We start from the raw sequence: 23,967 nt of genomic DNA, 5'->3' as shown, positions 1-23,967 counted from the left end.
GCAATGGCGCACTCGGCAGTTGGGCACGACGATCACCATCACCACCAGAGCTTCTTCGAGCGTTGGTTCTTCTCGACCAACCACAAGGACATCGGCACGCTGTACCTGGGTTTCAGCTTCATCATGTTCATCATCGGTGCGGCGATGAGCGTGGTGATCCGTGCGGAACTGGCGCAGCCGGGCCTGCAGTTCGTCAAGCCCGAATTCTTCAACCAGATGACCACCGTGCATGCACTGGTGATGATCTTCGGTGGCGTGATGCCGGCCTTCGTGGGCCTGGCCAACTGGATGATTCCGCTGCAGATCGGCGCGCCGGACATGGCCCTGCCGCGCATGAACAACTGGTCGTTCTGGCTGCTGCCGGTGGCCTTCAGCCTGCTGCTGCTGACCCTGTTCCTGCCCGGCGGTGCACCGGCTGGTGGCTGGACGCTGTACCCGCCGTTGTCGCTGCAGGGCGGCTACAACGTGGCCTTCAGTGTGTTCGCCATCCACGTGGCCGGCATCAGCTCGATCATGGGCGCGATCAACATCATCGCCACGGTGCTGAACATGCGTGCGCCGGGCATCGACCTGCTGAAGATGCCGATCTTCTGCTGGGCCTGGCTGATCACCGCGTTCCTGCTGATTGCGGTGATGCCGGTGCTGGCCGGCGCGGTGACCATGCTGCTGACCGACAAGTTCTTCGGCACCAGCTTCTTCAATGCCGCCGGTGGCGGTGACCCGGTGATGTACCAGCACATCTTCTGGTTCTTCGGGCACCCCGAGGTCTACATCATGATCCTGCCGGCCTTCGGCGTGGTCAGCGAGATCATCCCGACCTTCAGCCGCAAGCCGCTGTTCGGCTACCAGGCCATGGTCTACGCCACCGCGGCGATCGCCTTCCTGTCGTTCATCGTCTGGGCCCACCACATGTTCACCGTGGGCATGCCGCTGGGCGGCGAGATCTACTTCATGTTCGCCACCATGCTGATCTCGATCCCCACCGGGGTGAAGGTGTTCAACTGGGTCAGCACCATGTGGCGCGGCTCGCTGACCTTCGAAGCGCCGATGCTGTGGTCGGTGGCCTTCGTCATCCTGTTCACCATCGGCGGGTTCTCCGGCCTGATGCTGGCCATCGTGGCCGCCGACTTCCAGTACCACGACACCTACTTCGTGGTGGCCCACTTCCACTACGTGCTGGTGACCGGTGCGGTGTTCGCGCTGATCGCAGCGGTGTACTACTGGTGGCCGAAGTGGACCGGGCGCATGTACAGCGAGAAGTGGGCCAAGGTGCACTTCTGGTGGTCGATCGTGTTCGTGAACCTGCTGTTCTTCCCGCAGCACTTCCTCGGCCTGGCCGGCATGCCGCGGCGCATTCCCGATTACAGCGTGGCGTTCGCCGACTGGAACCTGATCAGCTCGATCGGTGCGTTCGGCATGTTCGCCACGCCGTTCATGATGGCGGCGATCCTGCTGTCGTCGCTGCGCAATGGCGAAAAGGCCGCCGACCGTTCCTGGGAGGGCGCACGCGGGCTGGAGTGGACGCTGCCCTCGCCGGCACCGGCACATACCTTCACCACGCCGCCGACGATCCGTCCGGGGGATCTGGCCCATGACGACATCACGCATTGAGGTGGTGCATGCATAACGAGAGCCCGCTTCCAACCGGTAGAGTCGAGCCATGCTCGACTGACAAAAAGCAGCCGAGCATGGCTCGGCTCTACAACAGCGAGAGCAACGGCGTCGAGCTGCAGCGCCAGCGCGCCCGCCGCACCGCACTGTGGGTGGGCGCCATTGCCGTGCTGGTCTACGTGGGCTTCATCCTCAGCGGGGTGATCGGCCGATGAGCGATGCACCGGCCACCGCGACCTCACGCAGCGCCGGCCTGCCGCGCCTGATCGGCGTGGCGGTGGCGGTGTTCCTGCTGACGTTCTCGCTGGTGCCGCTGTACCGCATCGCCTGCGAAAAAGTGTTCGGCGTGCGCCTGGAACGCGGCCCCGGCAGTGAAGCCAGCACCGGCGCCGCCGCCGGCAAGCGCACCGTGCGCGTGGAATTCGACGGCGGGGTGAATTCGCGCCTGCCGTGGTCGTTCCACCCCGAGCAGCTGACCATGGACGTGGTGCCGGGCGAACTCAACGAAGCCCTGTACTTCGCCCGCAACGACAGTGCAGGGGCAGTGGTGGGCAGCGCTGTGCCCTCGGTGGCGCCGGCACGTGCGTCGGGGTTCTTCAGCAAGACCGAATGCTTCTGCTTCACCGCCCAGACCCTGCAGGCAGGTGAGAAGCGCGACATGCCGGTGCGCTTCATCGTCGATCCCGACCTGCCCCCGGAGATCAAGACGATCACCCTGTCCTACACCTTCTACCGCAACGATGCGCTGTCCGATCGGCTGGCTGCAGCCGCTACCTCGGAAGGCGCGCACGCCGCTCCCTGACCCGGAAACCGACATGGCCCAGACCCCGCACGACGCCAATGTGTACTTCGTCCCGGCCCAGAGCCGCTGGCCGTTCGTGGGCTCCATCGCGATGATGGTGACCATGGTGGGCGTGGCCAGCTGGTTGAACGATGCCAGCTGGGGCCGCTGGACCTTCTATGCCGGCCTGGCGATGCTGGTGCTGACCCTGTTCTGGTGGTTCAGCGATGTGGTGCGCGAATCGCAGGCCGGGCACTACAACCGCCAGGTCGATGGCTCTTTCCGCATGGGCATGGTCTGGTTCATCTTTTCCGAAGTGATGTTCTTCGGTGCCTTCTTCGGCGCGCTGTTCTACACCCGCAACCTGGGCCTGCCGTGGCTGAGCGGCGAAGGCGATGGGGTGATGACCAACGAGTTGCTGTGGCAGGGCTATTCGGCCGGCTGGCCGACCAATGGACCGGCGGCGATCGGTGGTGCGTTCCAGACCATTCCCGCCTGGGGCCTGCCGCTGATCAACACGCTGATCCTGCTCACTTCCGGCGTGACCTTGACCATCGCCCACCACGCCCTGAAGGGTGGCCACCGCCGCCAGCTGCTGGTGTGGCTGGGCCTGACCGTGCTGCTGGGCGCGTTCTTCCTGACCCTGCAGGCCGAGGAATACATCCACGCCTACAAGGAACTGAACCTGACCCTGGGTTCGGGCATCTACGGGTCCACGTTCTTCATGCTGACCGGCTTCCACGGTGCGCACGTGCTGCTGGGCACGATCATGCTGATCGTGATGTGGCTGCGCTCGGCCAAGGGCCACTTCACCCGCGACAACCACTTCGGCTTCGAAGCCGCCGCGTGGTACTGGCACTTCGTGGACGTGGTGTGGCTGATGCTGTTCCTGTTCGTCTACGTCCTTTGAGTGCGCAGCGGCAGGTACCCTCAGCCGCCGACGCCGTGCGGCTTGATCCAGCCCATGTAGATGCTGACGATCACCAGCGCGATCAGGGCCACCGACACCGCAATGCGGCGGGTGAGCGCATTGACCGTGCGCTTGGTCTGGCCGCGGTCGACCAGCAGGTAGTACAGGCCGGCGCCCAGATTCCAGACGATGACGATCAGGAACGCGATCACCAGCAGGGTCTTCAGCGAATCACTCATGCACGGCTCGGGGGCAGGGTGGATGCGCCTATCTGACCGCGTTTGCGTGGACTTGTCATGATGCGCCAGCACACACGCTGGATCGGCTGGCTGTTGGCGCTGCTGGCGATGGCCGGCTTCACCGCCTTGGGCCTGTGGCAATTGCAGCGCATGCACGCCAAGCAGGCCCTGCTGGATGCGCAGGGCCCGGCGGTGGCGCAGGCGTTGCCGCTGGCGCAGGCACTGGCGGCGCCCGGCGCACTGCATGGGGTGGCCGACCATGGCCGCTTTCTGCCGGGCGTGGTGCTGCTGGACAACCAGATGCGCCACGGCCGCGCCGGGGTAAAGGTGTACCGGCCGTTCCGCAGTGACAGTGGCAGCGTGCTGCTGGTGGACCTGGGTTGGCGCGCGCTGCCGCCGGACCGCACCTTGCCGGTGCTGGACGCGCTGCCGGCGCCGCTGGCGGTGCGCGGGTTGCTGGCGCCGCCGCCGTCGGCCGGCCTGGCGCTGGGCCCGGCGTTCAGTGAAACCGGCCAGCCCGGGCGCTGGCTGGCCAGCCGCCTGCCCGCCGATGGCCTGGCCCGCGCGCTGGGCCTGGCCGCGCTGCCCGACCGGGTGTTGCGGCTGGACCCGGCGCTGCCGATCGGCGACGAGCGCGATCTGGACCTGCTGCCCAACACCCTGCCGCCGCAGCGCCACCTGGGCTACGCCGTGCAGTGGTTCGGCCTGGCGCTGACCGTGCTGGTGGTGGCGCTGGTGCTGGAATGGCGCCGGCGGCGGCGTTGACCGGCTCCGGTGGGTGCCGACCTTGGTCGGCACCATTTCCCCCGACCAAGGTCGGGGGCTACCAGAGCGTCGACCGCTTCCTTTCCCCCGACTACCAGAGCGCCGGCCGCTTCCTTCCACCCAACCATGAGAAAATGCCCGCATGAACACCGCCACCACCCCGCAGGCACGCGGTTCCGGCCGCCGCACCCTGCTGCTGTTGTTCGCCGTGTTCTTCGGGGCGATGGCGCTGGCCGCCGTGCTGCGCTTCACCGGCTGGCAGCCCACCGGGCACCGCAATGCCGGGCAGTTGCTGCAGCCACCGGTGGACCTGCGCCAGCAGCCGCCGACCCTGGCCAACGGCCAGCCCTACCCATGGAACCCCGAAGCGCGCACCTGGCGGCTGCTGGTGGCGCCGGCCGGGGCCTGTGACGCGCAGTGCGTCACTTTGTCGCAGGGACTGGGCAAGGTGTGGCAGCTGTTCGGCCATAACGCCGATAATGTGGAGATTCTGTGGCTGGGCACGCCACCGGCGCCGATCGCCGCACTGCCCGCGCTGCGGCCACTGGCGCCGTCGCCCGCCCTGCGCGCGGCGTTGCCCGGTGCCGACGATCCGGCCGGATTGCCGGTCTATGTGATCGATCCGAACGGCTTCGTGATCATGCGCCATGCCCCCGGCAGTGACCTGGGGGGCCTGCGCAAGGACATGGCCACGTTGCTGAAACTGAAGTGAGTCCCGTTTGATGAGCCTTTCCGCGCGTCCGGCGCTGCACCGTAATTTCCACCGCCTGGCGTGGTTCGCCATGATCATGACCGCCAGCACGATCATGTTCGGCGCCTTCGTGCGCCTGTCCGATGCTGGCCTGAGCTGCCCGGACTGGCCGACCTGCTATGGGCAGGCCACCTGGCCGCAGCACGTGGAAGAAACCATCGGCCACCCGGCCACCGAGATCCGTCCGCTGGAAACCCACAAGGCCTGGCGCGAGCAGGTGCACCGCTTCCTGGCCGGCGCGCTGGGCATCGAGATCCTGACCCTGGCCCTGCTGGCCACCCGCAAGCGCCGCTTCGGCAGCACGGCGGTGGTGACCGCCTGCGTACTGGTGGCCGCCGGCATACCGCTGTACATGATGGGCTGGCATGGCACGGCCAGCGGCCTGGCCCTGGTGGGTGAGGCGATCCTGCTGATCGCCGCGCTGCGCTGGGGCAACATCGACCTGGCCCGGGCGGCCCTGCTGACCCTGGCGGTGGTGATCTTCCAGGCCCTGCTGGGCATGTGGACGGTCACCCTGCTGCTGAAACCCATCGTAGTGATGGGCCACCTGCTGGGCGGCATGCTGATGTTCGGCCTGCTGGTGTGGATGGCGTGGCGGGCAACGCACCTGCCGATCACCCTGGCCGAAGCGCCGAAGCTGAAGTGGCTGCTGCGCATCGGCGTGGCCGTGCTGGTCACCCAGATCGCGCTGGGCGGCTGGGTCAGCGCCAACTACGCCGCACTGGCCTGCGGTGGCGGCAGCGCGTCGCTGGACAACTTCCCGCGCTGTGCCAACCAGTGGTGGCCGCAGCACAACTTCGTGGAAGGCTTCACCCTGTGGCGCGGCATCGGCGTGGATTACGAAGGGGGCGTGCTGGATGGCGCCTCGCGCATCGCCATCCAGATGGCGCACCGCCTGTTCGCCATCGTGGTGGCGGCCTACCTGCTGTGGCTGGGCCTGCGCCTGTTCCGCCTGCCCAGCATGCGCGGCTGGGCCAGTGCGCTGGTGGCCCTGCTGGTGCTGCAGGTCACCCTGGGCATCCTGAACGTGAAGCTGGCCCTGCCGCTGGCGGTGGCCGTGGCCCACAACGGCGTGGCCGTTGCCCTGTTGTTCGTGCTGGTGAGCCTGCTGGCCCGCCTGCGCGCGCCGGACTGATCGCATGTTTTCCAACTATCGCCAGTACTGGGACCTGACCAAGCCCAAGGTCGTGGCCCTGATCGTGTTCACCGCCCTGGTCGGCATGGTCCTGGCCATTCCGGGCGTACCCAGCTGGGAACAGGTGCGCGCCGGCGCGCTGGGTTTCCTGGGCATCTGGCTGGCCGCCTCAGCGGCCGCTGCCATCAACCAGCTGCTGGATGCGCATATCGACGCGCAGATGGCGCGCACCTCGTGGCGCCCGCTGGTGGTGGGCAAGGTCAAGCCGTGGCAGGTGCTGGTGTTCGCCGGCGTGCTGATCGTGCTGTCGATGGCGATCCTGCTGCTGTGGGTGAACTGGATCACCGCCGTGCTGACCTTCGCCTCGCTGATCGGCTATGCGGTGATCTACACCGTGTACCTGAAGCGCGCGACCTCGCAGAACATCGTCATTGGCGGCCTGGCCGGCGCGATGCCGCCGATGCTGGGCTGGGCGGCGATTACTGGCATGCAGGGTTCGTCGGACTGGGCGTATTCGTCGCTGCTGGTGCTGATCATCTTCATCTGGACCCCGCCGCACTTCTGGGCGCTGGCGATCTTCCGCCGCGAGGACTACGCCAAGGCGAAGATCCCCATGCTGCCGGTCACCCACGGCGTGGTGCACACGCGCAAGCAGATCCTGGCCTATTCGGTGGTGCTGGCGCTGGTGTGCGTGGTGCCCTACCTGGTGGGCATGAGCGGGCCGTTCTACCTGGGCGGGGCGATCGTGCTCAACGCCGTGTTCCTCTGGTACGCCTGGCGCATGCAGAACCCGCCGGATGAGTTCTTCTCGATGAAGATGTTCCAGTACTCCATCGTGTACCTGATGGCGCTGTTCGCCTTCCTGCTGGTGGACCACTGGATCCTGCCCTGGATGTGACCCTTCCCGGGGTCGGATCCCCGAAGGGGCTCTGACCCCGTCCTCACGGTGGTGCATGCATCCACGCATGGCGTGGATCTACCGTGGCTTCATGCCACGCACGGATGGCCCCAGTAGATCCACGCCATGCGTGGATGGTTTTCCCGTCACTCAGGGCGCGCGCCGCGCATACCGCTGCGCAATCACACCGCAGACGATCAGCTGGATCTGGTGGTAGATCATCACCGGCAGCACGATGGCGCCCAGGCTGCCGCCGGCGAACAACACCTTGGCGATCGGTACGCCAGTGGCCAGGCTCTTCTTCGATCCGCAGAACACGATGGCGATCTCGTCTTCGCGGTTGAAGTGCAGGCGGCGCGCCAGGAAGGTGATGAGCGGCATGGCGATGCCCAGCAGCACGGCGGCCACCACGGCCACGGCAAACAGGGACAGCAGCGGTGTCTTGCTCCACAGCCCTTCTGTCACCGCTTCGCCGAACGCCGAATACACCACCAGCAGGATGGTGGCCTGGTCGGTGTAGCGCAGCAGCGCGCGCTGCTTTTCCACCCAGCCGGCAATCCACGGCCGCAGCAGGTGGCCGGCCACGAAGGGCACCAGCAGCTGCAGCATGATGCCGCCGATCGCATGCAGCGGGTCGTGCACGCCGCCGGAGGTGCCGGCCAGCGCGGTCAGCAGCAGCGGGGTAAGGAACACGCCCAGGATGCTGGACAGCGACGCACTGCAGACCGCCGCCGGCACGTTGCCGCGCGCCATCGAGGTGAACGCGATGGACGACTGCACGGTGGACGGCAGCGTGCACAGGAACAGCACGCCCAGATACAGCTCGGGGGTCAGCAGCCAGCCCGACAGCGGCTTGAACATCAGCCCCAGCAGCGGGAACAGGATGAAGGTGCAGGCCAGGATGGTCAGGTGCAGCCGCCAGTGCAGCATGCCGCCAATGATCGATTCGCGAGGCAGGCGCGCGCCGTGCAGGAAGAACAGGGCGGCGATGGCCACGGTGGTGACATCGTCCAGCACCATGGCAGCGGCGCCCTTCATCGGCAGCAGCGAGGCCAGGGCCACGGTGCACAGCAGGGCGAGGGTGAAGTTGTCCGGTCGCAGGCGCGACCACCAGCGGGTCATGGTGGGCAGGCTCCTTGGTACGTGGGGGTCAGGGGGAGGTGACCGGTTCCGCCAGACGCTGGCGGGTGGCGGCTTCCAGGGATTTCAGGCCAGCTCGTTGGCCCAATGGCAGGGCCTGCTCCGGGCTGGCATGTTCGTAGCGCGCATTGACCAGGGCGAGCACGGCGCCGGCGCGGTTGCCCGAGGCGCAGTGCAGCAGCACCGGCCCTTGGCTCTGCTGCAGCGCCTGGTGCACGGCGCGCACGTTGGCTGCATCCAGGCCCTCGGCGCCGGCTACCGGAATGCGCACGTAGCGCAGGCCCAGTGCTTCGGCCTGGGCCATCTCGTCGTAACCGCGGTCTTCTTCGGGCTGGCGCAGGTCGATGACGGTGCGTACGCCCTGCGCGGCCAGCGCCTGCAGCTGCGCGGCACTGGGTTGGCCGCCGGCATGCAGGCCCGGGCGCACTTCGTTGATCGGGTTTTCCCCGGCCAGCGCGGCCAGGGGCGTGCAGAGCGACAACAACAGCAGGCAGGTCAGGCGCAGCAGCATGGTCTCTCCGTGGGTGGCCGCCCTACAGGCGCAGGGTGGCGCGCGCCTTCAGCAGCTCGCGCAGTTCGTACTTGTCAGTATCGTCCAGGCCCTGCTGGCGCTGCTTTGCCAACAGTTCGTCCAAACGTTGCACCAGCAGTTGTTTCTCCAGCTGGGCGACGGCGTCGTGTAGTTCCTGGGTCCACACCGCCTCATCGCCGGGCAGGGTCTGCGCGGCCAGCGTGTGCAGCGACGCCTGCTCTTCGCGGCCGTCGAAATGCTGCAGCAGGGCGCCGGTGCTGATGTCCGGGCGCTGTTCGACCAGCCCCAGCAGTTCCAGCAGCAGCTCCACGCCGGGCAGGCGCAGGCCCTGGAAGTGGTGCTTGCCGCCCAGCGTGAGCGCCAGCGACGGCTGCTGCAGCAGTACGGCAATGGCGCCGCGCACCAGGCTGCGCTTGGCGATGGGCTGGATCTGCCGGGCCGGCGCGCGCTGCGGCATCGGCGCGCGCGCGGCCGCCGCGTTGCCGCCGCCCAGGCCGGTCAGCTGCGCCAGCTGCTGCTTCATCAGGTCGCCGAAGGCACCATCGGGAATCTGCGCCAGCATCGGCTTTGCGCGTTCGGCCAGGCGGGCCTTGCCGTCCAGCGTGCCCAGGTTGATCTCGCGGGTCAGTTCATCGAAGAAGAACTGCGACAGCGGCGTGGCCTGCTTCAGGCGTTCGTTGAAGACCTCGGCGCCTTCCTTGCGCACGATGGTGTCCGGGTCCTCGCCGTCGGGCAGGAACAGGAAGAAGGCCTGGCGGCCATCCTTCATGCGCGGCAGCACTGATTCCAGCGCCTTCCAGCCGGCACGGCGGCCGGCGGCGTCACCGTCGAAGCAGAAGAACACGTCCGGCGCGTTGCGGAACAGCAGCTCGGCATGGTCGGGCGTGGTGGCCGTGCCCAGCGTGGCCACCGCCTGGGTGACCCCGAACTGGAACAGCGAGACCACGTCCATGTAGCCTTCGACCACGATCAACCGTTCGATCTTCTGGTTGGCCTGGCGCACCTGCCACAGGCCGTACAGTTCGCGGCCCTTGTGGAACAGCGCGGTTTCCGGCGAGTTGAGGTACTTGGGGCCGTCGTCCTTCTCGAACACGCGGCCGCCGAAGGCGATCACCCGGCCACGGCGGTCGAAGATCGGGAACATCACCCGGTCGCGGAACTTGTCGTAGACGTGGCCGCGGTCGTTCTTGGAAAACAGGCCGGCGCGGTCGAGCAGCTTCATCTTGCGCTCGTCCTTGCCCAGCGCATCGCGCAGCCCGCTGTAGCCGTCTGGCGCGTAGCCGATCTGGAAGCGGGTGCGGTTCTCTTCGTCCACGCCGCGACCATCCAGGTAGGCGCGCGCCTTGTCGCTGCCTTCCAGGTTCTTCTGGAAGAACTTCATGGCGGCATCCAGTGCGGCATACAGCTCGCGGCCTTCGTCCTGCTGCTGCGCGCTGCGCGGGTTCTCGCTGCGCGGCACTTCCATGCCGGCGCGCTTGGCCAGTTCGTCCACCGCATCGAGGAATTCGAGGCGGTCGTAGTTCATCAGGAAGCTGATGGCGGTGCCGTGCGCGCCGCAGCCGAAGCAGTGATAGAACTGCTTGGTGGGCGAGACCGTGAACGAGGCCGAGCGCTCGTCATGGAACGGGCAGCGCGCCGCGTATTCCTTGCCCTGGCGCTTCAACGGCACGCGGCTGCCGACCACCTCGACGATGTCGGAGCGGGCCAGCAGGTCGTCGATGAATGCGTCGGGGATACGGGCCATGGGCAACAGGGCAGGGGCGCGGCCGGCAGGGCCACGCAGAGGGGAACAGTCAGTGCCCCTAGTTTACCCCTTGCTGGGCATCTGCCTGCGCCGTGGCCGGATCGATGCCGGCCAGCGCCAGATGGTTGCGCGCGCGCAAGCGTTCGTCGATCACCGCGGTCATCAAGGCGCCGACGAAGAACACCACGGTGGCGTAGTAGATCCAGACCAGCGAAATGACCAGCGCGCCCATCGACCCGTAGGCGCTGCCCGGTGCGACGGTGGCGATGTACACGCCGATGCCATAGCGCCCCAGCGCGAACAGCGCCGAGGTGATGACGCCGCCGATGAAGGCCTGGCGCCAGGCCACGCGGCGGTCCGGCAGGTAGTGGTACATGAAGGCGAAGCCGGCCGCGTACAGCAGCAGGCTGGTCAGGTAGCCGATGGCTGGCAGCACCGACGGCAGCTGCGCGAATGCGACCTGCAGCATGGTGGTGGCGGTCATCGACAGGATCAGCAGGAAGCCCAGCGCCAGCACCACGCCGAAGGAGAACACTCGCTTGCGCAGCCAGGCCTTGATGCCATCCAGGCGTTCGCCGCTGGTGCGGAAGATCAGGTTCAGTGCGTTCTGCAGCTGGGCGAACACCGCCGTGGCGCCGATGAACAGCAGCAGGGTGCTCCACAGCCCGGCCAGCGAGCCCACGTCGGGCTGGTTGTCGGCGTTCTTCAGCACGGTTTCGGCCACCGTGGCGGCACTGCTGCCGGCCACCGAGCTGATCTGTTCGACCAGGGCCTGCTGCGCGGGCGGGTACAGCGAGGCGGTCAGCCACAGCAGCAGCACCAGCAGCGGTGCCATCGACAGCAGGGCGTAGAAGGAGACCGAGGCGGCCTGGGTGAGCACGTCGATGTCGACGAAGCGCTTGCCTACCGCCATCGGGAAACTGTCCTGCAGGCGCTGGACGTACTTTTGCAGATTCACGGGGACGCGGGGTGCCGGTTCGACCATGCGGCTGTTGTAGCAGCCGGGGGTCGAAGGCGTGGTGAAGCGCCGGGGACCGCGATGGGGTCAGAGCCCTTTCGCGTGGCGAAAGGGATCCGACCCCAAGGGCTGGCTTACGACAGCTGCTGCTTGACCAGCTTGGACACCAGGCCCATGTCGGCCTGGCCAGCCAGCTTCGGCTTCAGCGCGCCCATCAGCTTGCCGATGTCGGCCGGGGTGCTGGCGCCGGTTTCGGCCATGGCAGCCTGGATGGCGGCCACGATTTCGGCTTCGCCCATCTTGGCCGGCAGGTAGGCTTCGATCACCACGATCTCGGCGCGCTCGATCTCGGCCAGGTCTTCACGGTTGGCCGCTTCGTACTGGCTGACCGAGTCCTTGCGCTGCTTGACCATCTTGTCCAGCACGGCGATCACGGCGGTGTCATCCAGCTCGATGCGCTCGTCCACTTCCTTCTGCTTGATGGCGGCGTTGATCAGGCGGATCACGCCCAGCTTGTGCTTCTCGCCGCCCTTCATGGCGGCCTTCATGTCTTCGGTGAGCTGCTGCTTCATGCTCATGAGGAACCTCGAGGTGATGGTGGTGGGGCAGGGCGGATGCCCGGGCCCGGAAACGCAAAAAGCCGGCAACGCTCGCGCGTGCCGGCTTCGACTCCACTGCGGAAGGACGAGCCCGCCGCAATGAAGATGCGTCCGATCAGTACAGGCGCTGACGCTTGGTGACGTCGCGCGACGAGCGGCGCAGCTGACGCTTCACAGCAGCGGCGGCCTTGCGCTTGCGCTCCTGGGTCGGCTTTTCGTAGAACTCGCGCTTGCGGGTTTCGGCCAGCACACCGGCCTTTTCGCAAGTGCGCTTGAAGCGGCGAAGAGCAAACTCGAAGGGCTCGTTCTCGCGGACTTTGACGCTGGGCATGGAATCTCCGGGACACAGTAGAACCGGGTCACGCCCGGCGAGCCGCACATTATAGCGGCGAAAAGACAAACTGCAAGCGGCCAACCCTGAATACGGGCCGGTGGTTCGATTGCAGAGGGTTCTGCACAGTCCCCGAGGGACCGGCAGGGGCGTCATAATAGCAGGCATGCGAGTCCTTGGCATCGAATCTTCCTGTGATGAGACCGGCGTGGCGGTGTATGACACCGACCTGGCCGGCAGCGCGGCCCTGCGCGCCCATGCGGTCTACAGCCAGATCGCCCTGCACGCCGAATACGGTGGTGTGGTGCCCGAGCTGGCCAGCCGTGACCACGTGCGCAAGCTGCTGCCGTTGATCCGCCAGACCCTGGGCGAGGCCGGGCTGGGCGTGGACGACATTGACGGGGTGGCCTACACGGCCGGCCCCGGCCTGGTCGGCGCCCTGCTGGTGGGGGCGGGCGTGGCCCGTTCGCTGGCGTGGGCGCTGGAGGTGCCGGCAGTGGGCGTACACCATATGGAAGGCCACCTGTTGGCGCCGTTGATGGAAGACGACCCGCCGCAGGCCCCGTTCGTGGCCCTGCTGGTGTCCGGCGGCCATACCCAGCTGGTGGCGGTGGATGCGATCGGCCAGTACCGCCTGCTGGGCGAAACCCTGGACGACGCGGCCGGCGAGGCCTTCGACAAGACCGCCAAGATGATGGGGCTGCCGTACCCCGGTGGCCCGCAGCTGGCCAGGCTGGCCGAGCAGGGCACGCCCGGCGTGTACCGCTTCGCGCGGCCGATGACCGACCGGCCGGGGCTGGATTTCAGCTTCTCCGGCCTGAAGACCCAGGTCCTGATGGCCTGGCGCGACAGCGACCAGAGCGAGCAGACCCGCGCCGACATTGCCCGTGGCTTCGAAGATGCGGTGGTGGAAACGCTGAGCATCAAGTGCGAGCGCGCACTGGAAGCGGCCGGCACCAACGTGATCGTGGTGGCCGGCGGCGTGGGCGCCAACAAGCGCCTGCGCGCGCGCCTGCAGCAGATGGCCGAACGCCTGGGCGGCCGTGCCTGCTTCCCGCGCCCGGCGCTGTGCACCGACAACGGCGCGATGATCGCCTTCGCCGGCGCGCTGCGGCTGCAGGCCGGGCAGCACAACCCGCCGAAGGTCGAGGTGACCCCGCGCTGGGACATGGCGACCCTGCCGGCGGTGTGAACGACGATTTCCCGGCGGCGTAAACCACGCGCGCCGGTAGCGCCGGGCCATGCCCGGCGGACACCTTACGGACAGGCACCCAACGGCGACGCCGCCAATACCGTCGTCGCACGCTCATGGCGCTGCAACCAGCCCAGGGTATGTGGGCAGCGCGCATGGATCAGCCGCCCGATCGCGGCCAGGTCGGCACCGATGTCACGCTCCAGGATGGGTTCGTGGTGGGCGATACGGTTGCGCAGGTGGCGGATGCGGTCGAGGTCGGCATGGATGGACCGACGCAGGACGGACAGCGGCGCCGAGGGTGCGTGTGGCAGCACCAGGCTCATGGTCCCGGCCCAGATCGAATGCTCGAACCGTCGAGCGAACAATTGCTGCCAGAAGCCGAATCGCAGCTTGGCGATGACCTCCGGTACCTCCCTGGGAGCTCCGGCGCTGCCGCAGGCATCGCGTAGCGATGCAAGCGCGCCTTCGGCAGGAAGACTGCGCAGCAGCGCTGGATGCCAAGGCCAGCATCGACCATAGCGATGCGCCAGCGCCGTAGCGGCTGCATTGCGGATCACGACCTCGCAGATGTGCAGCGGTGGCAGGAGAGCAGCACACATCTGCATGTTCCAGGCATAGAGCGTGGCTGGTTCGGCTACGCAACGCGAAGCGATGCGTTCGTAGGTCGACCATCTCTGCCGGGATAGCGCTGCCTGCAGGATCCTGCTTTCCTTCATCAACTCACTCCCAGGGAACGTGGCTTCACATTGACCTTGGGAACGAGGCAGGAACATCAGAAAACGGCATCAGGATCGTCAGTGTTTTTTTGTGGGTCGGCTCGGTTTTTCACCCTGTCGTCTGCCGTGTCGCATTTGCCAATTGACTGGGCTGGGTGGCACTCCTAACCTTGCGGCGTGTGCTCCGGGACTCGCGGCTGGATTCCAGCTTCCCCTGGGGACGTTGAGAGGTACCAAAGGGCCCCGCTAGCAGGGCCCTTTGTCTTTTGAGGCACCGGCATCGTCGTAATCGCCTCTTGATCAGCAGGCCTGACGTGCTTCAATTTCGAATGCTGCGCCACCGGGATCCGCGGCTGTTCAACAGCTCCCCCCGGGGACAAACGGTAGTACCAAAGGGCCCCGCTAGCAGGGCCCTTTGTTTTTTCCGCCGCATCCACCGCCAACCCCCGTTCCGGGCAGGCTCACCGCCGTGCCGGTACCATGGTCGTCTGTATTCGGCTGGTAACCGCAATGGACAAGGTTTTCATCGAAGGGCTGACCATCGACGCCCTGATCGGTATCTACGACTGGGAACGGCGCATCCGCCAGGACCTGGTGTTCGATCTGGAAATGGGCTTTGACAACCGTCGCCCGGCTGCCAGCGATGACATCGCCCATACCCTGAACTACAAGGCGGTCAGCAAGCGCCTGGAACAGTTCGTGCGCGAATCGGAGTTCGGTCTGGTGGAAACGCTGGCCGAGCGCTGCGCGCAGATCGTGCTGGACGAATTCGAGGTGAAGTGGCTGCGGCTGAAGCTGAGCAAGCCCGGTGCGGTGCGCGGCGCGCGCGCGGTGGGGGTGATCATCGAGCGTTCGCGCGACTGACGGACGCACGTTTTTCCGCCGGCCATGCGCCGGCCTGCATGACACAACAACAAGGAGACAACGGATGGTGGACGCGGTGGTGGCGGTACAGTGGCTGGACCAGCTGCAGAACACACTGGAACCCTATCCCGGCGCCTACCTGGCGTTGATGATTTCGGCGCTGCTGATCGCCGCCGGCCTGGCCAACTGGGTGACCAAACGCATCCTGCTGCGCGGCCTGCGGCGCCTGATCAGCCGCCTGCCCGGTGCCGATACCGGCCGTGGCAGCCACCTGATGCGGGTCATCGCGCGCCTGTCCAACGTGGTGCCCAGCCAGGTGATCGCCTCGGGCGTGGCCCTGATTCCCGATCTGCCGCCGCGCCTGGTGAGTGGCGTGGTGGCGCTGTGTACCGCCTGGGCGGTGCTGACTCTGGCGCTGGCGGTGTCGCACGCGCTGGACGCGGCCAACGACCTGTACGAGCGCAAGCCCGATGCCCGCAACAAGCCGATCAAGGGCTATCTGCAGGTGGTCAAGATCGTGGTGTTCGTGGCCGCCGGTCTGTCGATCCTGGCCACCCTGCTGGGGGTGAAGCTGGGGCCGCTGGTGACCGGTCTGGGCGCGGCCACCGCGGTGCTCATGCTGATCTTCCAGGACACCATCCTGTCGCTGGTGGCCAGCGTGCAGATCAGTGGCGATGGCCGCGTGCGCATTGGCGACTGGATCGAAATGCCCAGCCAGAACGCCGATGGCGACGTGATCGACATCGCCCTGCACACCATCACCGTGCAGAACTTCGACAAGACCATCACCACCATTCCGACCAAGAAGCTGGTGACCGAATCGTTCAAGAACTGGCGTGGCATGCAGGAAGCCGGCGGCCGCCGGATCAAGCGCGCGCTGTACCTGGACCAGCACAGCGTCGGTTTCCTGGATGACGGCGATCTGCAGTTCCTGGGCCAGTTCGCCCTGCTGGGCGACTACCTGCAGCAGAAGGAACAGGAGCTGGGGCAGTGGAACGGGCGCCTGCGCGAGCAGGGCGTGGCCGATGTGAACAGCCGCCGGGTGACCAACCTGGGCACCTTCCGGGTGTACGTGGAGCGCTACCTGCGCAACCACCCCGGCATCCACCAGGACATGACCCTGCTGGTGCGCCAGCTGCAGCCGACCACCGAAGGCCTGCCGCTGGAGCTGTACTGCTTCACCCGCAGCACCGCCTGGGCCGAGTACGAGGCGGTGCAGTCGGACATTTTCGACCACCTGCTGGCCATCCTGCCGGCCTTCGGGCTGCGGGTGTTCCAGGCCTCCAGCGATGCCATGTTGATGGCCGGGCAGCGCCAGCAGGCCGGCTCGGAGTAAGCTGCACCCTCGCGTCCGCACCCGTATGGAACGCCCAGACTGTGGGCGGGCGCACGAAACTGAACGTAGAAACCTCTCGCCAAACCGCCCGGGAACGCTAGAATGCCGGGCTTGTAAACGTTTTCATAAGGACAGCTGGTGGCCTCCGATCGCATCGAATCCCTCATTGCCCAGATGACCGTCGAGGAAAAGGTCGGCCAGCTGGGTGTCTTCGCCGACATGGTGCGTCCGTTCGCGCCGGACGTGAACCCGGAAGCGAACGTGCGCAACGCCGACCAAGTGCTGCAGCAGGTGCGCGAGGGCAAGGTCGGCTCGCTGTTCAATGGCGTGGGCGCCGAACTGGGCCGCCGCATCCAGCAGGTGGCCACCGAGGAAAGCCGCCTGGGCATTCCGGTCATCCTGGCCGCCGACGTGATCCACGGCATGCGCACCGTGTTCCCGATCCCGCTGGGCGAAGCAGCCAGCTTCGAGCCGGACCTGGCCGAGCGCACCGCCCGTGCCACCGCCATCGAGGCCACCGCAGCCGGCCTGCACTGGACCTACGCGCCGGCGGTGGATATCGCCCGCGACCAGCGCTGGGGCCGCGGTGCCGAAGGCGCCGGTGAGGACGTGGTGCTGGGCTGTGCGTTCGCCGCCGCCCGCGTGCGCGGCTTCCAGGGCAGCGACCTGCGCGCCGCCGATTCGCTGCTGGCCACGCCCAAGCATTTCGCCGCCTACGGCGCGGTGATGGCCGGCATGGAATACAACATGGTGGACATCTCGCCGCAGACCCTGCGCGACGTGCACCTGCCGCCGTTCAAGGCCGCCTTCGATGCCGGCGCGATCACCGTGATGTCCTCGTTCAACGACATCAACGGCGTGCCGGCCAGTGCCAACGCCGAACTGCTGACCGACATCCTGCGTGGTGAGTGGAAGTTCCCGGGCGTGGTCATTTCCGATTACACCGCCGACATGGAACTGGTCGCCCACGGCTATGCCGCCGACGACCGCGATGCCACCGCCAAGGCGTTCACCGCCGGGCTGGACCTGAGCATGCAGAGCGGTTTCTACGCCGAACACCTGCCGGGCCTGGTGGAAAGCGGCGAAGTGCCGATGGCCGTGCTGGACGAAGGCGTGCGCCGCATCCTGTGGCTGAAGGAAACCATCGGCCTGTTCGACGACCCGTATCGTTCGCTGGACCCGGCGCGCGAAGCGGACACCGCGCACATCGCCGCCCACGACGAACTGTCGCGCGACGCCGCGCGCCGTTCCATCGTGCTGCTGAACAACCGCGACAACGTGCTGCCGCTGCAGAAGACCGGGCAGAAGATCGCCCTGATCGGCCCGTTCGTGCAGGACCGCGAGAACATCGAAGGCTGCTGGACCCTGTTCGGCGACAAGCAGCGCTACGTGGATCTGGAAACCGGCGTGCGCGCGGCCATCGGCGATGCAGCGCTGCTGGAAATCGTGCCGGGCTGCGAGCTGGAAGCGGCCATCCCGGGCGGCACCGAAGCGGCCGTGGCCGCTGCGCTGCGTGCCGATGTGGTGGTGCTGGCACTGGGCGAACCGCAGCGGTACAGCGGTGAAGCGCAGTCGCGCGTGGAAATCACCCTGCCGCCGGCACAGCAGGCGCTGGCCGAGGCGGTGGCGATGACCGGCAAGCCGCTGGTGGTGCTGCTGCGCAATGGTCGCGCGCTGGCCCTGCAGGGCGCGGTGCGCAATGCGCACGCCGTGGCGGTTACCTGGTACCTGGGCACGCAGACCGGCCATGCCGTGGCCGATGTGCTGTTCGGCGATTACAGCCCGTCCGGCCGCCTGCCGGTCAGCTTCCCGCAGGTGTCCGGCCAGCAGCCGTACTTCTACAACCACCCGCGCACCGGCCGCCCGGAACTGCCGACCATGTCGGAATTCAAGGCGCGCTGGCGCGAGATTCCGAACGAGCCGCTGTACCCGTTCGGCCACGGCATCGGCTACGCCAGCTTCGCCTACGGCGTGCCGCAGCTCAGCGCCGCGCAGCTGGGCTGGGATGACACCCTGACCGTGACCACCACCCTGACCAACACCGGCCGCGTGACCGGCGAAGAAGTGGTGCAGCTGTACATCCACGACCGCGTGGCCAGCCGCGTGCGCCCGGTGCGTGAACTGAAGGACTTCCGCAAGGTGGCCCTGCAGCCGGGTGAATCGACCGAGGTGGTATTCACCCTGACCCGCGAGCAGCTGGCGTTCACCGGCCGCGACGGCGTGCTGCGTGCCGAGCCGGGCCAGTTCGACGTGTGGGTGTGTGCCTCGTCGGCGGCCGGTGAAGCGGTGCAGTTCGAGTTGTTGAAGGGCTGATTGCGCGCTCATCCACGCATGGCGTGGATCTACGGCAAGCGGTAGCGCCGGGCCATGCCCGGCGTTGCCTTGCTCACGATGCACGAACACGCCGGGGCTGGCCCGGCGCTACCATCGGGCTTTCGATCCGATGGAGTTCGCGCATGCGCAAGATCGCTTTCCTGATGCCGGCCCTGTTGCTGGCGGCCTGTTCGCAGCCGCCCGCGCCGGCCGAACCCGCGGCCGACGCACCGCCGCCGATGGACGCTGCGGCCGCGCCCACGCCTGCCGTTGAACCCGCCGCCCCCGCGGTCGCGCCGGCTGAAACCAGCGCCGACGACGCGCGTGCCCGCATCGACAGCGTGCTGGGCGACGCCGCGCAGTACGAAAAGGTGTTCAACGCGTTCAAGACCGCCGTGGTCGGTGGCGACCGTGCGGCAGTGGTGGAGGAAGTGCGCTTCCCGCTGAATATCGCCGGCGGCAGGAAGATCACCGGCCCGGGTGAGTTCCAGCGCAACTACGAAACCATCATCACCCCGGCGGTGGTCAAGGCCGTGTCCGAACAGGATTTCGGCAAGGTCTTCGTGAACCAGCAGGGCGTGATGATCGGCGATGGCCAGGTCTGGTTGAACGGCACGTGCCTGGATGCGGCGTGCACGCGCAGCGAAGTGAAGGTCATCACCATCCAGTAAGTGGAAAGCGAAACGGCCCCGCATGCGGGGCCGTTCCAGCTGCGCATTGCCGGGTGATCAGGCCTTCGGCGTGAGCTTCAGCAGGCGTGCCTTGCTGCCATCTTCCAGCAGCCACAGCGCACCGTCCGGGCCCTGTTCCACTTCGCGGATGCGCTCACCCATGTTGAAGCGCTCGGCCTCGCGGGCGCTGTCGCCGTCGAAGGCCACGCGCACCAGCGAGGTGGACGACAGGCCGCCGATGAAGGCGCTGCCCTTCCACTGCGGGAACAGCGCGCCGTTGTAGAAGATCAGCCCGGCCGGGGAAATCACCGGGTTCCAGGTGACCTTCGGTGCGGCAAATTCCGGGCGCGTGTCGTGGTCGGGAATCGGGCGGCCATCGTAGTGGTCGCCGTTGGACACGATGGGATAGCCGTAGTTGGAGCCGCGCTGGATCAGGTTCAGCTCGTCACCGCCGGCCGGACCCATTTCCTGCGCCCACAGCTTGCCGTTGCCATCGAAGGCGATGCCCAGGATGTTGCGATGGCCCAGCGACCAGACCTGCGCCGCCACGCCGCCCTGCGATGCGAAGGGGTTGTCGGCCGGCAGCGTGCCGTCGTCGTTCAGGCGCACGATCTTGCCCAGGTTGCTGCCCATGTCCTGCGCCGGATCGAACTTCTGCCGTTCGCTGGAACCGATCCACAGCTTGCCATCGGGGCCGAACGCCAGGCGGTGGCCGTAGTGGCCCTGGCCGCTGACCTTCGGCGTCTGTCGCCAGATCACCTGCAGATCCTTCAGCTCGCCGCCGCCCTGTGCATCCAGTGCCAAGGTGGCACGGGCCACGGCCGCGCCGCGCGTGTCCAGCGTGCCTTCTTCGGCATAACTGACGTAAACGACATTGTTGCGGGCGAAGTCCGGATGCAGGATCACATCGCCGAAGCCGCCCTGGCCGCCGTAGGCCACCTTCGGCACGCCGCGGATCTCATGCTTGGCGCCGCTGGCGATATCGAAGTGCTGCAGCTTGCCGCGCTTTTCGGTCACCAGCAGGCTGCCGTCGGGCAGGAAGGTCATGGCCCAGGGCTGGTCGAAGCGGCTGACTTCGGTGGCGGTGAACGGGCGCTCGCCAGTGCTGGCCGGCGCCGCGGCGGCTGCGGAGGTGGCTGCCGTGTCCGGGCCGGCGGCGCTGCAGGCAGTGGTGGCAAGGATCGGCAACAGGCCGAGGGCGAGCAGCAGGGGCGTGCGGGTCATGGGTATCTCCAACGGGGATGCGGATGGCCAGGCTCTGTGTTGTATACCACCGTGGGGGTGACGGTCGTGGCCCGAAGGTCCTGCTGCCCCCTGTGCGGCGCTTCGCCAATGGTCTAGGGTGGCCGTGCCCGGGCAATGCATGCCCGCCAGTCTGCAAGGATCTGCAATGCACACCCCCGTTACCGCACGACCGTCCCCCGCCTTCATCGCCGCCTCGTGGGTGGCCCTGCTGCTGGGGGCGGTGGCCTACCTGATCGGCCTGTTCAACGCACAGATGGCGCTGAACGAGAAAGGCTACTACCTGACCCTGCTGCTGTTCGGCCTGTTTGCCGCCGTTTCCCTGCAGAAGAGCGTGCGCGACCGGGTGGAAGGCATCCCGGTGAGCGGGCTGTACTACGCGCTGTGCTGGTTTGCGCTGCTGTCGGCGCTGCTGCTGTTGCTGGTGGGCTTGTGGAACGCCACCCTGGCGCTGAGCGAGAAGGGCTTCTACGGCATGGCCTTCGCGCTGTCGCTGTTTGGTGCGGTGGCGGTGCAGAAGAATACCCGCGACCTGATTGCCGCAGGTGGGGGCAACGCACCGCGGGGAACGGCGATTCCGCCGCTGCCGGAACAGGAATGACGGATGAGCGGTGGCGCCGAGCCTACCCGGCGCCACCGATGCGCAGCCGTGTTCAGCGGTTGCGCGGCACGCGCTCGGATTCTTCCCAGCCACGGCGCACGGCGTTGCGCGCCTGCGCCCATTCCAGCCGACTCTTGCCGCGTTCCTGCGCCCAGCGGCCTTCCAGTTCGCGCTCCACTTCCTCGTAGGCGCGGATGATGTCCTGAGCACGCGCGGAATGGCCCAGCTGATACGCCGGTTCATAGTCGTCGAAGTACAGGCTTTCGTCGTAGTACGGCTCGGCCGTGTAACGGTCGCGCCAATAGTCGGAAACGGCTTGGCGCGGGGTGCTGTCTTCCGGCACGCGGCCGGGAATCTGATAGTCGGGGCTCATCGCTCGGGCTCCGTGGTGGACGAAGCCTGATCGTGCCCGGGCGGCGGTTAACAGCCCGGGCCGGTTGCGTGAAGGGCAGGTATCCCTCTTCTGTAGCGTCGAGCCATGCTCGACGGCCGTTAAATCCAGTCGAGCATGGCTCGACTCTACAGAAATGCCAGTCGAGCATGGCTCGACTCTACATGTCGGGTTTGCGCGGCAGCTTGTAGATCACCGCGCCGATGGCGAAGGCGATCAGCGCGGCGGCGATGTTCTGCCAGCTGGCGCTGATGAACAGCGCCACGCACAGCAGCAGCGCCAGCACCGGAATCAGCGGGCCTCCGGGCAGCTTCAACGCGCCGGGCCGGTCGGCGAAGCGCTTGGCCAGCACCAGCACCGCCGCCGCCGTGCCGATGTAGGCGAACAGGCGCGTGGTCATCGACAGCAGGGCCAACTGTACGAACGAACCGGACAGCGCCAGGCCCAGCGCAATCACGCCCTGGCACAGGATGGCGGCCGCCGGCGTGCGGAAGCGCGGATGCACCTGCGCCAGCACCTTCGGCCCGTAGCCATCGCGGGCCAGGGCGAACAGGAAGCGCGGGCCCATCATCATGGTGTTGCTGTTGGTGCCCAGGATGGAAATGGTGGCGCCCACGGTCAGGATCAGGGCCAGCGCCTCGCCACCGAAGCCGGCGGCCGCATCGGCCAGCGGCGTGGCCGAACTGGCCAGGCCGGCCAGGGTGCCCTGCGCGACCAGCTGCACCGCGCCGTAGATCACGGTGACGGTGACGATCATGGTGATCAGCGCGAAGGGAATATCGCGGCGTGGGTTGCGGTATTCACCGGCGGCGGCCGGAATGTTCTCGAACCCGGCATAGGCGTACAGCAGCAGCAGGGCAGCTTCGCCCATGCGTTGCAGGTCGTGCGGATCCGGGCGCTGGCCGGAGAAGGCCAGCTGCGGATCGATGTAGAACGCGCCGATGGCCACGAACAGCAGCAGCGGCAGCATCTTGCCGATCACCAGCACGATGCCGGTGCGCGCGGCCGAGCGCACGCCGATGATGTTCACCCCGGTCAGGAAGCCCAGCGACAGCACGATGACCGCAAGCCGGCCGACGCCGGCACCGGCCCACGGCCAGAAGCGCGCCACGGCATCGGCCAGCGCATTGCTGAGTGCGGCGGCGGAACTGATGCGGGTCAGCCAGATCATCCAGCCGATCTCGAAGCCGGCGAAACGGCCGAAGGCTTCGCGCGCGTACAGGTAACTGCCACCGGGCTCATCGAAATAGCTGGCGGCCTGCGCGTAGCACAGCACCAGCAGGGCCACCACGATGCCGGCGGCGACCACACCCCACAGGCTGAAGGGGCCGAGCAGGGCGACCGTGGCCGCCGGCAGCAGGTAGATGCCGCTGCCGATCACATCGTTGATCGACAGCCCGACGATCTGCCAGCGGCTGACCGCGCGCTGCAGCTGCGGTTCGTCCTGTGCGCTCAACGCAGTGCCCCCGTCAGTGCGGGCAGCTGCCAGCGGTCCTGGTAATGCAGGTACTGCGCGCGCGGCAGCAGCACGAAGCGTGGTTGCGCGTCATCTTTCAGCCAGGCCAGCAGGGTGTGCATGTGCGCGGCGGTCATGGCGGTGCAGCCGGCGGTGGCTTCGGCGGGCTGGCGCCACAGATGGGCGAAGATGCAACTGCCGCGGCCGGGTTCATTGCCGGCGTTGTGGGCAATGATGAAGCCCTGTTGATAGCGCACGTCGCCCTTGTTGTGCAGGTCCAGCCGCATCGGCTCGGTGGAATCCTTCACCGCCTCGGCACCCACCTCGCGCGCATCCACCACCTGGTTGTAGTACGGCGATGCCGGTACATCCATGCAGTAGCTGCTTTGCTGCATGGGCAGATAGGTCAGCCCGGTGCTGGCCTTGGCCGCGTAGCCGAAGGCACTGCCGATGGCGAAGACACCGGCCGGGCTGCGGCCATCGCCTTCCTGCTTCTGCGGGCCGTCGATCGGCGCGGCGGCCAGACCCAGGCCCCAGGCGCTGCCCTTGCGCCCGATCGCCACGTCGAATGCCGGGCCCTGCGGCTGCCAACCCTTGGCGCCGCGCGTGTAGGCCTGCAGCTTGCCCTGCGTGGCATCCCAGTCGTCAGTCACCACCACCACCAGCTGGTTGCTGTGCGCCAGGGGCGGCGGCAGCGGGCTGAGGGCGGCGGCGGGCAACTGCGGCAGCAGGATCAACAGACCCACGCTGACGGCACGACGGAACAAGCGGTTCATGCAGGCACTCCG

Annotated in this window: 26 protein-coding genes; 14 read left to right on the top strand and 12 right to left on the bottom strand. The window is 67.3% G+C overall.

Going from position 1 to position 23,967, the window contains the following annotated elements; all coding sequences use genetic code 11:
• Positions 1 to 3 precede the first annotated feature (3 nt).
• The 4 genes from ctaD to G4G00_RS20560 are packed head-to-tail and all read left to right on the top strand — an operon-like array spanning position 4 to position 3,302.
• Positions 4 to 1,611, top strand: a complete 1,608-nt coding sequence (gene ctaD / locus G4G00_RS20575; RefSeq protein ID WP_164276188.1) for a cytochrome c oxidase subunit I — start codon at positions 4 to 6, stop codon at positions 1,609 to 1,611.
• An 8-nt stretch (positions 1,612 to 1,619) separates the two neighbouring features.
• On the top strand, positions 1,620 to 1,826 hold the full coding sequence (locus G4G00_RS20570; protein ID WP_108751937.1) for a hypothetical protein: 207 nt from the start codon (positions 1,620 to 1,622) through the stop codon (positions 1,824 to 1,826).
• The gene (locus G4G00_RS20565) at positions 1,823 to 2,413 is read left to right on the top strand and encodes a cytochrome c oxidase assembly protein (protein WP_164276184.1); all 591 of its coding nucleotides are present in this window, start codon (positions 1,823 to 1,825) and stop codon (positions 2,411 to 2,413) included. The genes G4G00_RS20570 and G4G00_RS20565 overlap by 4 nt, the downstream gene beginning before the upstream one ends.
• Positions 2,414 to 2,426: 13 nt before the next feature.
• Positions 2,427 to 3,302: a cytochrome c oxidase subunit 3 gene (locus G4G00_RS20560; RefSeq protein WP_108748239.1), complete on the top strand. Its 876-nt coding sequence runs from the start codon at positions 2,427 to 2,429 to the stop codon at positions 3,300 to 3,302.
• Between the two features lie 20 nt (positions 3,303 to 3,322).
• Here the strand turns inward: G4G00_RS20560 and G4G00_RS20555 are convergent, their stop codons facing one another.
• Positions 3,323 to 3,541: a twin transmembrane helix small protein gene (locus G4G00_RS20555; RefSeq protein ID WP_108748240.1), complete on the bottom strand. Its 219-nt coding sequence runs from the start codon at positions 3,539 to 3,541 to the stop codon at positions 3,323 to 3,325.
• Between the two features lie 57 nt (positions 3,542 to 3,598).
• Here G4G00_RS20555 and G4G00_RS20550 point away from each other — a divergent pair, with 57 nt between their 5' ends.
• The 4 genes from G4G00_RS20550 (at position 3,599) to cyoE (ending at position 7,090) form a co-directional block, all read left to right on the top strand.
• Positions 3,599 to 4,306 (top strand): SURF1 family protein, encoded by a 708-nt coding sequence (locus tag G4G00_RS20550; RefSeq protein WP_108751939.1) that lies wholly within the window; start codon positions 3,599 to 3,601, stop codon positions 4,304 to 4,306.
• 142 nt (positions 4,307 to 4,448) lie between these two features.
• Positions 4,449 to 5,018, top strand: coding sequence for a hypothetical protein (locus G4G00_RS20545; RefSeq protein WP_108751940.1), 570 nt, complete (start codon positions 4,449 to 4,451; stop codon positions 5,016 to 5,018).
• 10 nt (positions 5,019 to 5,028) lie between these two features.
• A complete protein-coding gene (locus G4G00_RS20540; protein ID WP_108751941.1) occupies positions 5,029 to 6,192 on the top strand; it encodes a COX15/CtaA family protein in 1,164 nt (387 codons plus the stop codon).
• Between the two features lie 4 nt (positions 6,193 to 6,196).
• Positions 6,197 to 7,090 (top strand): heme o synthase, encoded by an 894-nt coding sequence (gene cyoE, locus G4G00_RS20535; RefSeq protein ID WP_108755199.1) that lies wholly within the window; start codon positions 6,197 to 6,199, stop codon positions 7,088 to 7,090.
• A 150-nt stretch (positions 7,091 to 7,240) separates the two neighbouring features.
• Here cyoE and G4G00_RS20530 read toward each other — a convergent pair whose 3' ends face one another.
• The 6 genes from G4G00_RS20530 to rpsU all read right to left on the bottom strand — a co-directional run bounded on the left by G4G00_RS20530 (position 7,241) and on the right by rpsU (position 12,394).
• On the bottom strand, positions 7,241 to 8,212 hold the full coding sequence (locus G4G00_RS20530) for a bile acid:sodium symporter family protein (RefSeq protein ID WP_108761027.1): 972 nt from the start codon (positions 8,210 to 8,212) through the stop codon (positions 7,241 to 7,243).
• Positions 8,213 to 8,240: 28 nt separating this feature from the next.
• Positions 8,241 to 8,741 (bottom strand): sulfur transferase domain-containing protein, encoded by a 501-nt coding sequence (locus G4G00_RS20525; protein ID WP_108751944.1) that lies wholly within the window; start codon positions 8,739 to 8,741, stop codon positions 8,241 to 8,243.
• A 22-nt stretch (positions 8,742 to 8,763) separates the two neighbouring features.
• The gene (dnaG, locus tag G4G00_RS20520) at positions 8,764 to 10,506 is read right to left on the bottom strand and encodes a DNA primase (RefSeq protein ID WP_108751945.1); all 1,743 of its coding nucleotides are present in this window, start codon (positions 10,504 to 10,506) and stop codon (positions 8,764 to 8,766) included.
• Positions 10,507 to 10,564: 58 nt separating this feature from the next.
• Positions 10,565 to 11,491: a YihY/virulence factor BrkB family protein gene (locus tag G4G00_RS20515; RefSeq protein ID WP_108748250.1), complete on the bottom strand. Its 927-nt coding sequence runs from the start codon at positions 11,489 to 11,491 to the stop codon at positions 10,565 to 10,567.
• 107 nt (positions 11,492 to 11,598) lie between these two features.
• A complete protein-coding gene (locus G4G00_RS20510; RefSeq protein ID WP_108751946.1) occupies positions 11,599 to 12,042 on the bottom strand; it encodes a GatB/YqeY domain-containing protein in 444 nt (147 codons plus the stop codon).
• Between the two features lie 136 nt (positions 12,043 to 12,178).
• The gene (gene rpsU, locus G4G00_RS20505; protein ID WP_002808376.1) at positions 12,179 to 12,394 is read right to left on the bottom strand and encodes a 30S ribosomal protein S21; all 216 of its coding nucleotides are present in this window, start codon (positions 12,392 to 12,394) and stop codon (positions 12,179 to 12,181) included.
• A gap of 166 nt (positions 12,395 to 12,560) precedes the next feature.
• Between rpsU and tsaD the strand changes: the two genes are divergently transcribed.
• Positions 12,561 to 13,586 (top strand): tRNA (adenosine(37)-N6)-threonylcarbamoyltransferase complex transferase subunit TsaD, encoded by a 1,026-nt coding sequence (gene tsaD / locus G4G00_RS20500; RefSeq protein WP_108751947.1) that lies wholly within the window; start codon positions 12,561 to 12,563, stop codon positions 13,584 to 13,586.
• Between the two features lie 65 nt (positions 13,587 to 13,651).
• Here the strand turns inward: tsaD and G4G00_RS20495 are convergent, their stop codons facing one another.
• The gene (locus G4G00_RS20495; protein ID WP_164276181.1) at positions 13,652 to 14,305 is read right to left on the bottom strand and encodes a hypothetical protein; all 654 of its coding nucleotides are present in this window, start codon (positions 14,303 to 14,305) and stop codon (positions 13,652 to 13,654) included.
• Positions 14,306 to 14,815: 510 nt separating this feature from the next.
• On the opposite strand from G4G00_RS20495, the gene folB reads away from it, so the two are divergent.
• The 4 genes from folB (at position 14,816) to G4G00_RS20475 (ending at position 19,489) form a co-directional block, all read left to right on the top strand.
• Positions 14,816 to 15,169, top strand: coding sequence for a dihydroneopterin aldolase (gene folB, locus G4G00_RS20490; RefSeq protein ID WP_108751949.1), 354 nt, complete (start codon positions 14,816 to 14,818; stop codon positions 15,167 to 15,169).
• 64 nt (positions 15,170 to 15,233) lie between these two features.
• The gene (locus G4G00_RS20485) at positions 15,234 to 16,505 is read left to right on the top strand and encodes a mechanosensitive ion channel domain-containing protein (RefSeq protein ID WP_108751950.1); all 1,272 of its coding nucleotides are present in this window, start codon (positions 15,234 to 15,236) and stop codon (positions 16,503 to 16,505) included.
• Between the two features lie 138 nt (positions 16,506 to 16,643).
• Entirely contained in the window at positions 16,644 to 18,818 is a 2,175-nt protein-coding gene (locus tag G4G00_RS20480) for a glycoside hydrolase family 3 N-terminal domain-containing protein (RefSeq protein ID WP_164276178.1), read from the top strand.
• 143 nt (positions 18,819 to 18,961) lie between these two features.
• Positions 18,962 to 19,489, top strand: coding sequence for a hypothetical protein (locus G4G00_RS20475; protein WP_108770953.1), 528 nt, complete (start codon positions 18,962 to 18,964; stop codon positions 19,487 to 19,489).
• Positions 19,490 to 19,546: 57 nt separating this feature from the next.
• Here the strand turns inward: G4G00_RS20475 and G4G00_RS20470 are convergent, their stop codons facing one another.
• A complete protein-coding gene (locus G4G00_RS20470) occupies positions 19,547 to 20,713 on the bottom strand; it encodes a PQQ-dependent sugar dehydrogenase (RefSeq protein ID WP_108748258.1) in 1,167 nt (388 codons plus the stop codon).
• A 166-nt stretch (positions 20,714 to 20,879) separates the two neighbouring features.
• Between G4G00_RS20470 and yiaA the strand changes: the two genes are divergently transcribed.
• Positions 20,880 to 21,332 carry an inner membrane protein YiaA gene (gene yiaA / locus G4G00_RS20465; protein ID WP_164276175.1) on the top strand — a complete coding sequence of 151 codons (453 nt, stop codon included), beginning with the start codon at positions 20,880 to 20,882 and terminating at the stop codon, positions 21,330 to 21,332.
• A gap of 52 nt (positions 21,333 to 21,384) precedes the next feature.
• On the opposite strand, the gene G4G00_RS20460 is transcribed toward yiaA, so the two are convergent.
• The 3 genes from G4G00_RS20460 to G4G00_RS20450 form a co-directional block, all read right to left on the bottom strand.
• A complete protein-coding gene (locus G4G00_RS20460) occupies positions 21,385 to 21,705 on the bottom strand; it encodes a hypothetical protein (protein WP_108751954.1) in 321 nt (106 codons plus the stop codon).
• A gap of 178 nt (positions 21,706 to 21,883) precedes the next feature.
• Complete coding sequence (locus tag G4G00_RS20455) at positions 21,884 to 23,179, bottom strand: amino acid permease (RefSeq protein WP_108751955.1); 1,296 nt, start codon at positions 23,177 to 23,179, stop codon at positions 21,884 to 21,886.
• Positions 23,176 to 23,955, bottom strand: coding sequence for a hypothetical protein (locus tag G4G00_RS20450; RefSeq protein ID WP_240336196.1), 780 nt, complete (start codon positions 23,953 to 23,955; stop codon positions 23,176 to 23,178). The genes G4G00_RS20455 and G4G00_RS20450 overlap by 4 nt, the downstream gene beginning before the upstream one ends.
• Positions 23,956 to 23,967: the final 12 nt, after the last annotated feature.

Source organism: Stenotrophomonas sp. B1-1, assembly GCF_010894375.1.
Classification (GTDB): domain Bacteria; phylum Pseudomonadota; class Gammaproteobacteria; order Xanthomonadales; family Xanthomonadaceae; genus Stenotrophomonas.
The sequence above is the reverse complement of the archived record's forward strand: the minus strand, read 5'-3'. Positions and strand labels throughout refer to the sequence as shown.

Excerpts from the sequence above, each read along its gene's own strand:
- G4G00_RS20470 (WP_108748258.1), bottom strand. The coding sequence starts at position 20,713 with ATGACCCGCACGCCCCTGCTGCTCGCCCTCGGCCTGTTGCCGATCCTT.
- G4G00_RS20485 (WP_108751950.1), top strand. The coding sequence starts at position 15,234 with ATGGTGGACGCGGTGGTGGCGGTACAGTGGCTGGACCAGCTGCAGAAC.
- tsaD (WP_108751947.1), top strand. The coding sequence starts at position 12,561 with ATGCGAGTCCTTGGCATCGAATCTTCCTGTGATGAGACCGGCGTGGCG.
- G4G00_RS20570 (WP_108751937.1), top strand. The coding sequence starts at position 1,620 with ATGCATAACGAGAGCCCGCTTCCAACCGGTAGAGTCGAGCCATGCTCG.
- G4G00_RS20550 (WP_108751939.1), top strand. The coding sequence starts at position 3,599 with ATGATGCGCCAGCACACACGCTGGATCGGCTGGCTGTTGGCGCTGCTG.
- G4G00_RS20450 (WP_240336196.1), bottom strand. The coding sequence starts at position 23,955 with ATGAACCGCTTGTTCCGTCGTGCCGTCAGCGTGGGTCTGTTGATCCTG.
- G4G00_RS20525 (WP_108751944.1), bottom strand. The coding sequence starts at position 8,741 with ATGCTGCTGCGCCTGACCTGCCTGCTGTTGTTGTCGCTCTGCACGCCC.
- folB (WP_108751949.1), top strand. The coding sequence starts at position 14,816 with ATGGACAAGGTTTTCATCGAAGGGCTGACCATCGACGCCCTGATCGGT.
- G4G00_RS20510 (WP_108751946.1), bottom strand. The coding sequence starts at position 12,042 with ATGAGCATGAAGCAGCAGCTCACCGAAGACATGAAGGCCGCCATGAAG.
- G4G00_RS20565 (WP_164276184.1), top strand. The coding sequence starts at position 1,823 with ATGAGCGATGCACCGGCCACCGCGACCTCACGCAGCGCCGGCCTGCCG.
- G4G00_RS20495 (WP_164276181.1), bottom strand. The coding sequence starts at position 14,305 with ATGAAGGAAAGCAGGATCCTGCAGGCAGCGCTATCCCGGCAGAGATGG.
- cyoE (WP_108755199.1), top strand. The coding sequence starts at position 6,197 with ATGTTTTCCAACTATCGCCAGTACTGGGACCTGACCAAGCCCAAGGTC.
- G4G00_RS20515 (WP_108748250.1), bottom strand. The coding sequence starts at position 11,491 with ATGGTCGAACCGGCACCCCGCGTCCCCGTGAATCTGCAAAAGTACGTC.
- dnaG (WP_108751945.1), bottom strand. The coding sequence starts at position 10,506 with ATGGCCCGTATCCCCGACGCATTCATCGACGACCTGCTGGCCCGCTCC.
- G4G00_RS20540 (WP_108751941.1), top strand. The coding sequence starts at position 5,029 with ATGAGCCTTTCCGCGCGTCCGGCGCTGCACCGTAATTTCCACCGCCTG.
- G4G00_RS20545 (WP_108751940.1), top strand. The coding sequence starts at position 4,449 with ATGAACACCGCCACCACCCCGCAGGCACGCGGTTCCGGCCGCCGCACC.
- G4G00_RS20555 (WP_108748240.1), bottom strand. The coding sequence starts at position 3,541 with ATGAGTGATTCGCTGAAGACCCTGCTGGTGATCGCGTTCCTGATCGTC.
- G4G00_RS20560 (WP_108748239.1), top strand. The coding sequence starts at position 2,427 with ATGGCCCAGACCCCGCACGACGCCAATGTGTACTTCGTCCCGGCCCAG.
- yiaA (WP_164276175.1), top strand. The coding sequence starts at position 20,880 with ATGCACACCCCCGTTACCGCACGACCGTCCCCCGCCTTCATCGCCGCC.
- G4G00_RS20530 (WP_108761027.1), bottom strand. The coding sequence starts at position 8,212 with ATGACCCGCTGGTGGTCGCGCCTGCGACCGGACAACTTCACCCTCGCC.
- ctaD (WP_164276188.1), top strand. The coding sequence starts at position 4 with ATGGCGCACTCGGCAGTTGGGCACGACGATCACCATCACCACCAGAGC.
- G4G00_RS20475 (WP_108770953.1), top strand. The coding sequence starts at position 18,962 with ATGCGCAAGATCGCTTTCCTGATGCCGGCCCTGTTGCTGGCGGCCTGT.
- G4G00_RS20460 (WP_108751954.1), bottom strand. The coding sequence starts at position 21,705 with ATGAGCCCCGACTATCAGATTCCCGGCCGCGTGCCGGAAGACAGCACC.
- rpsU (WP_002808376.1), bottom strand. The coding sequence starts at position 12,394 with ATGCCCAGCGTCAAAGTCCGCGAGAACGAGCCCTTCGAGTTTGCTCTT.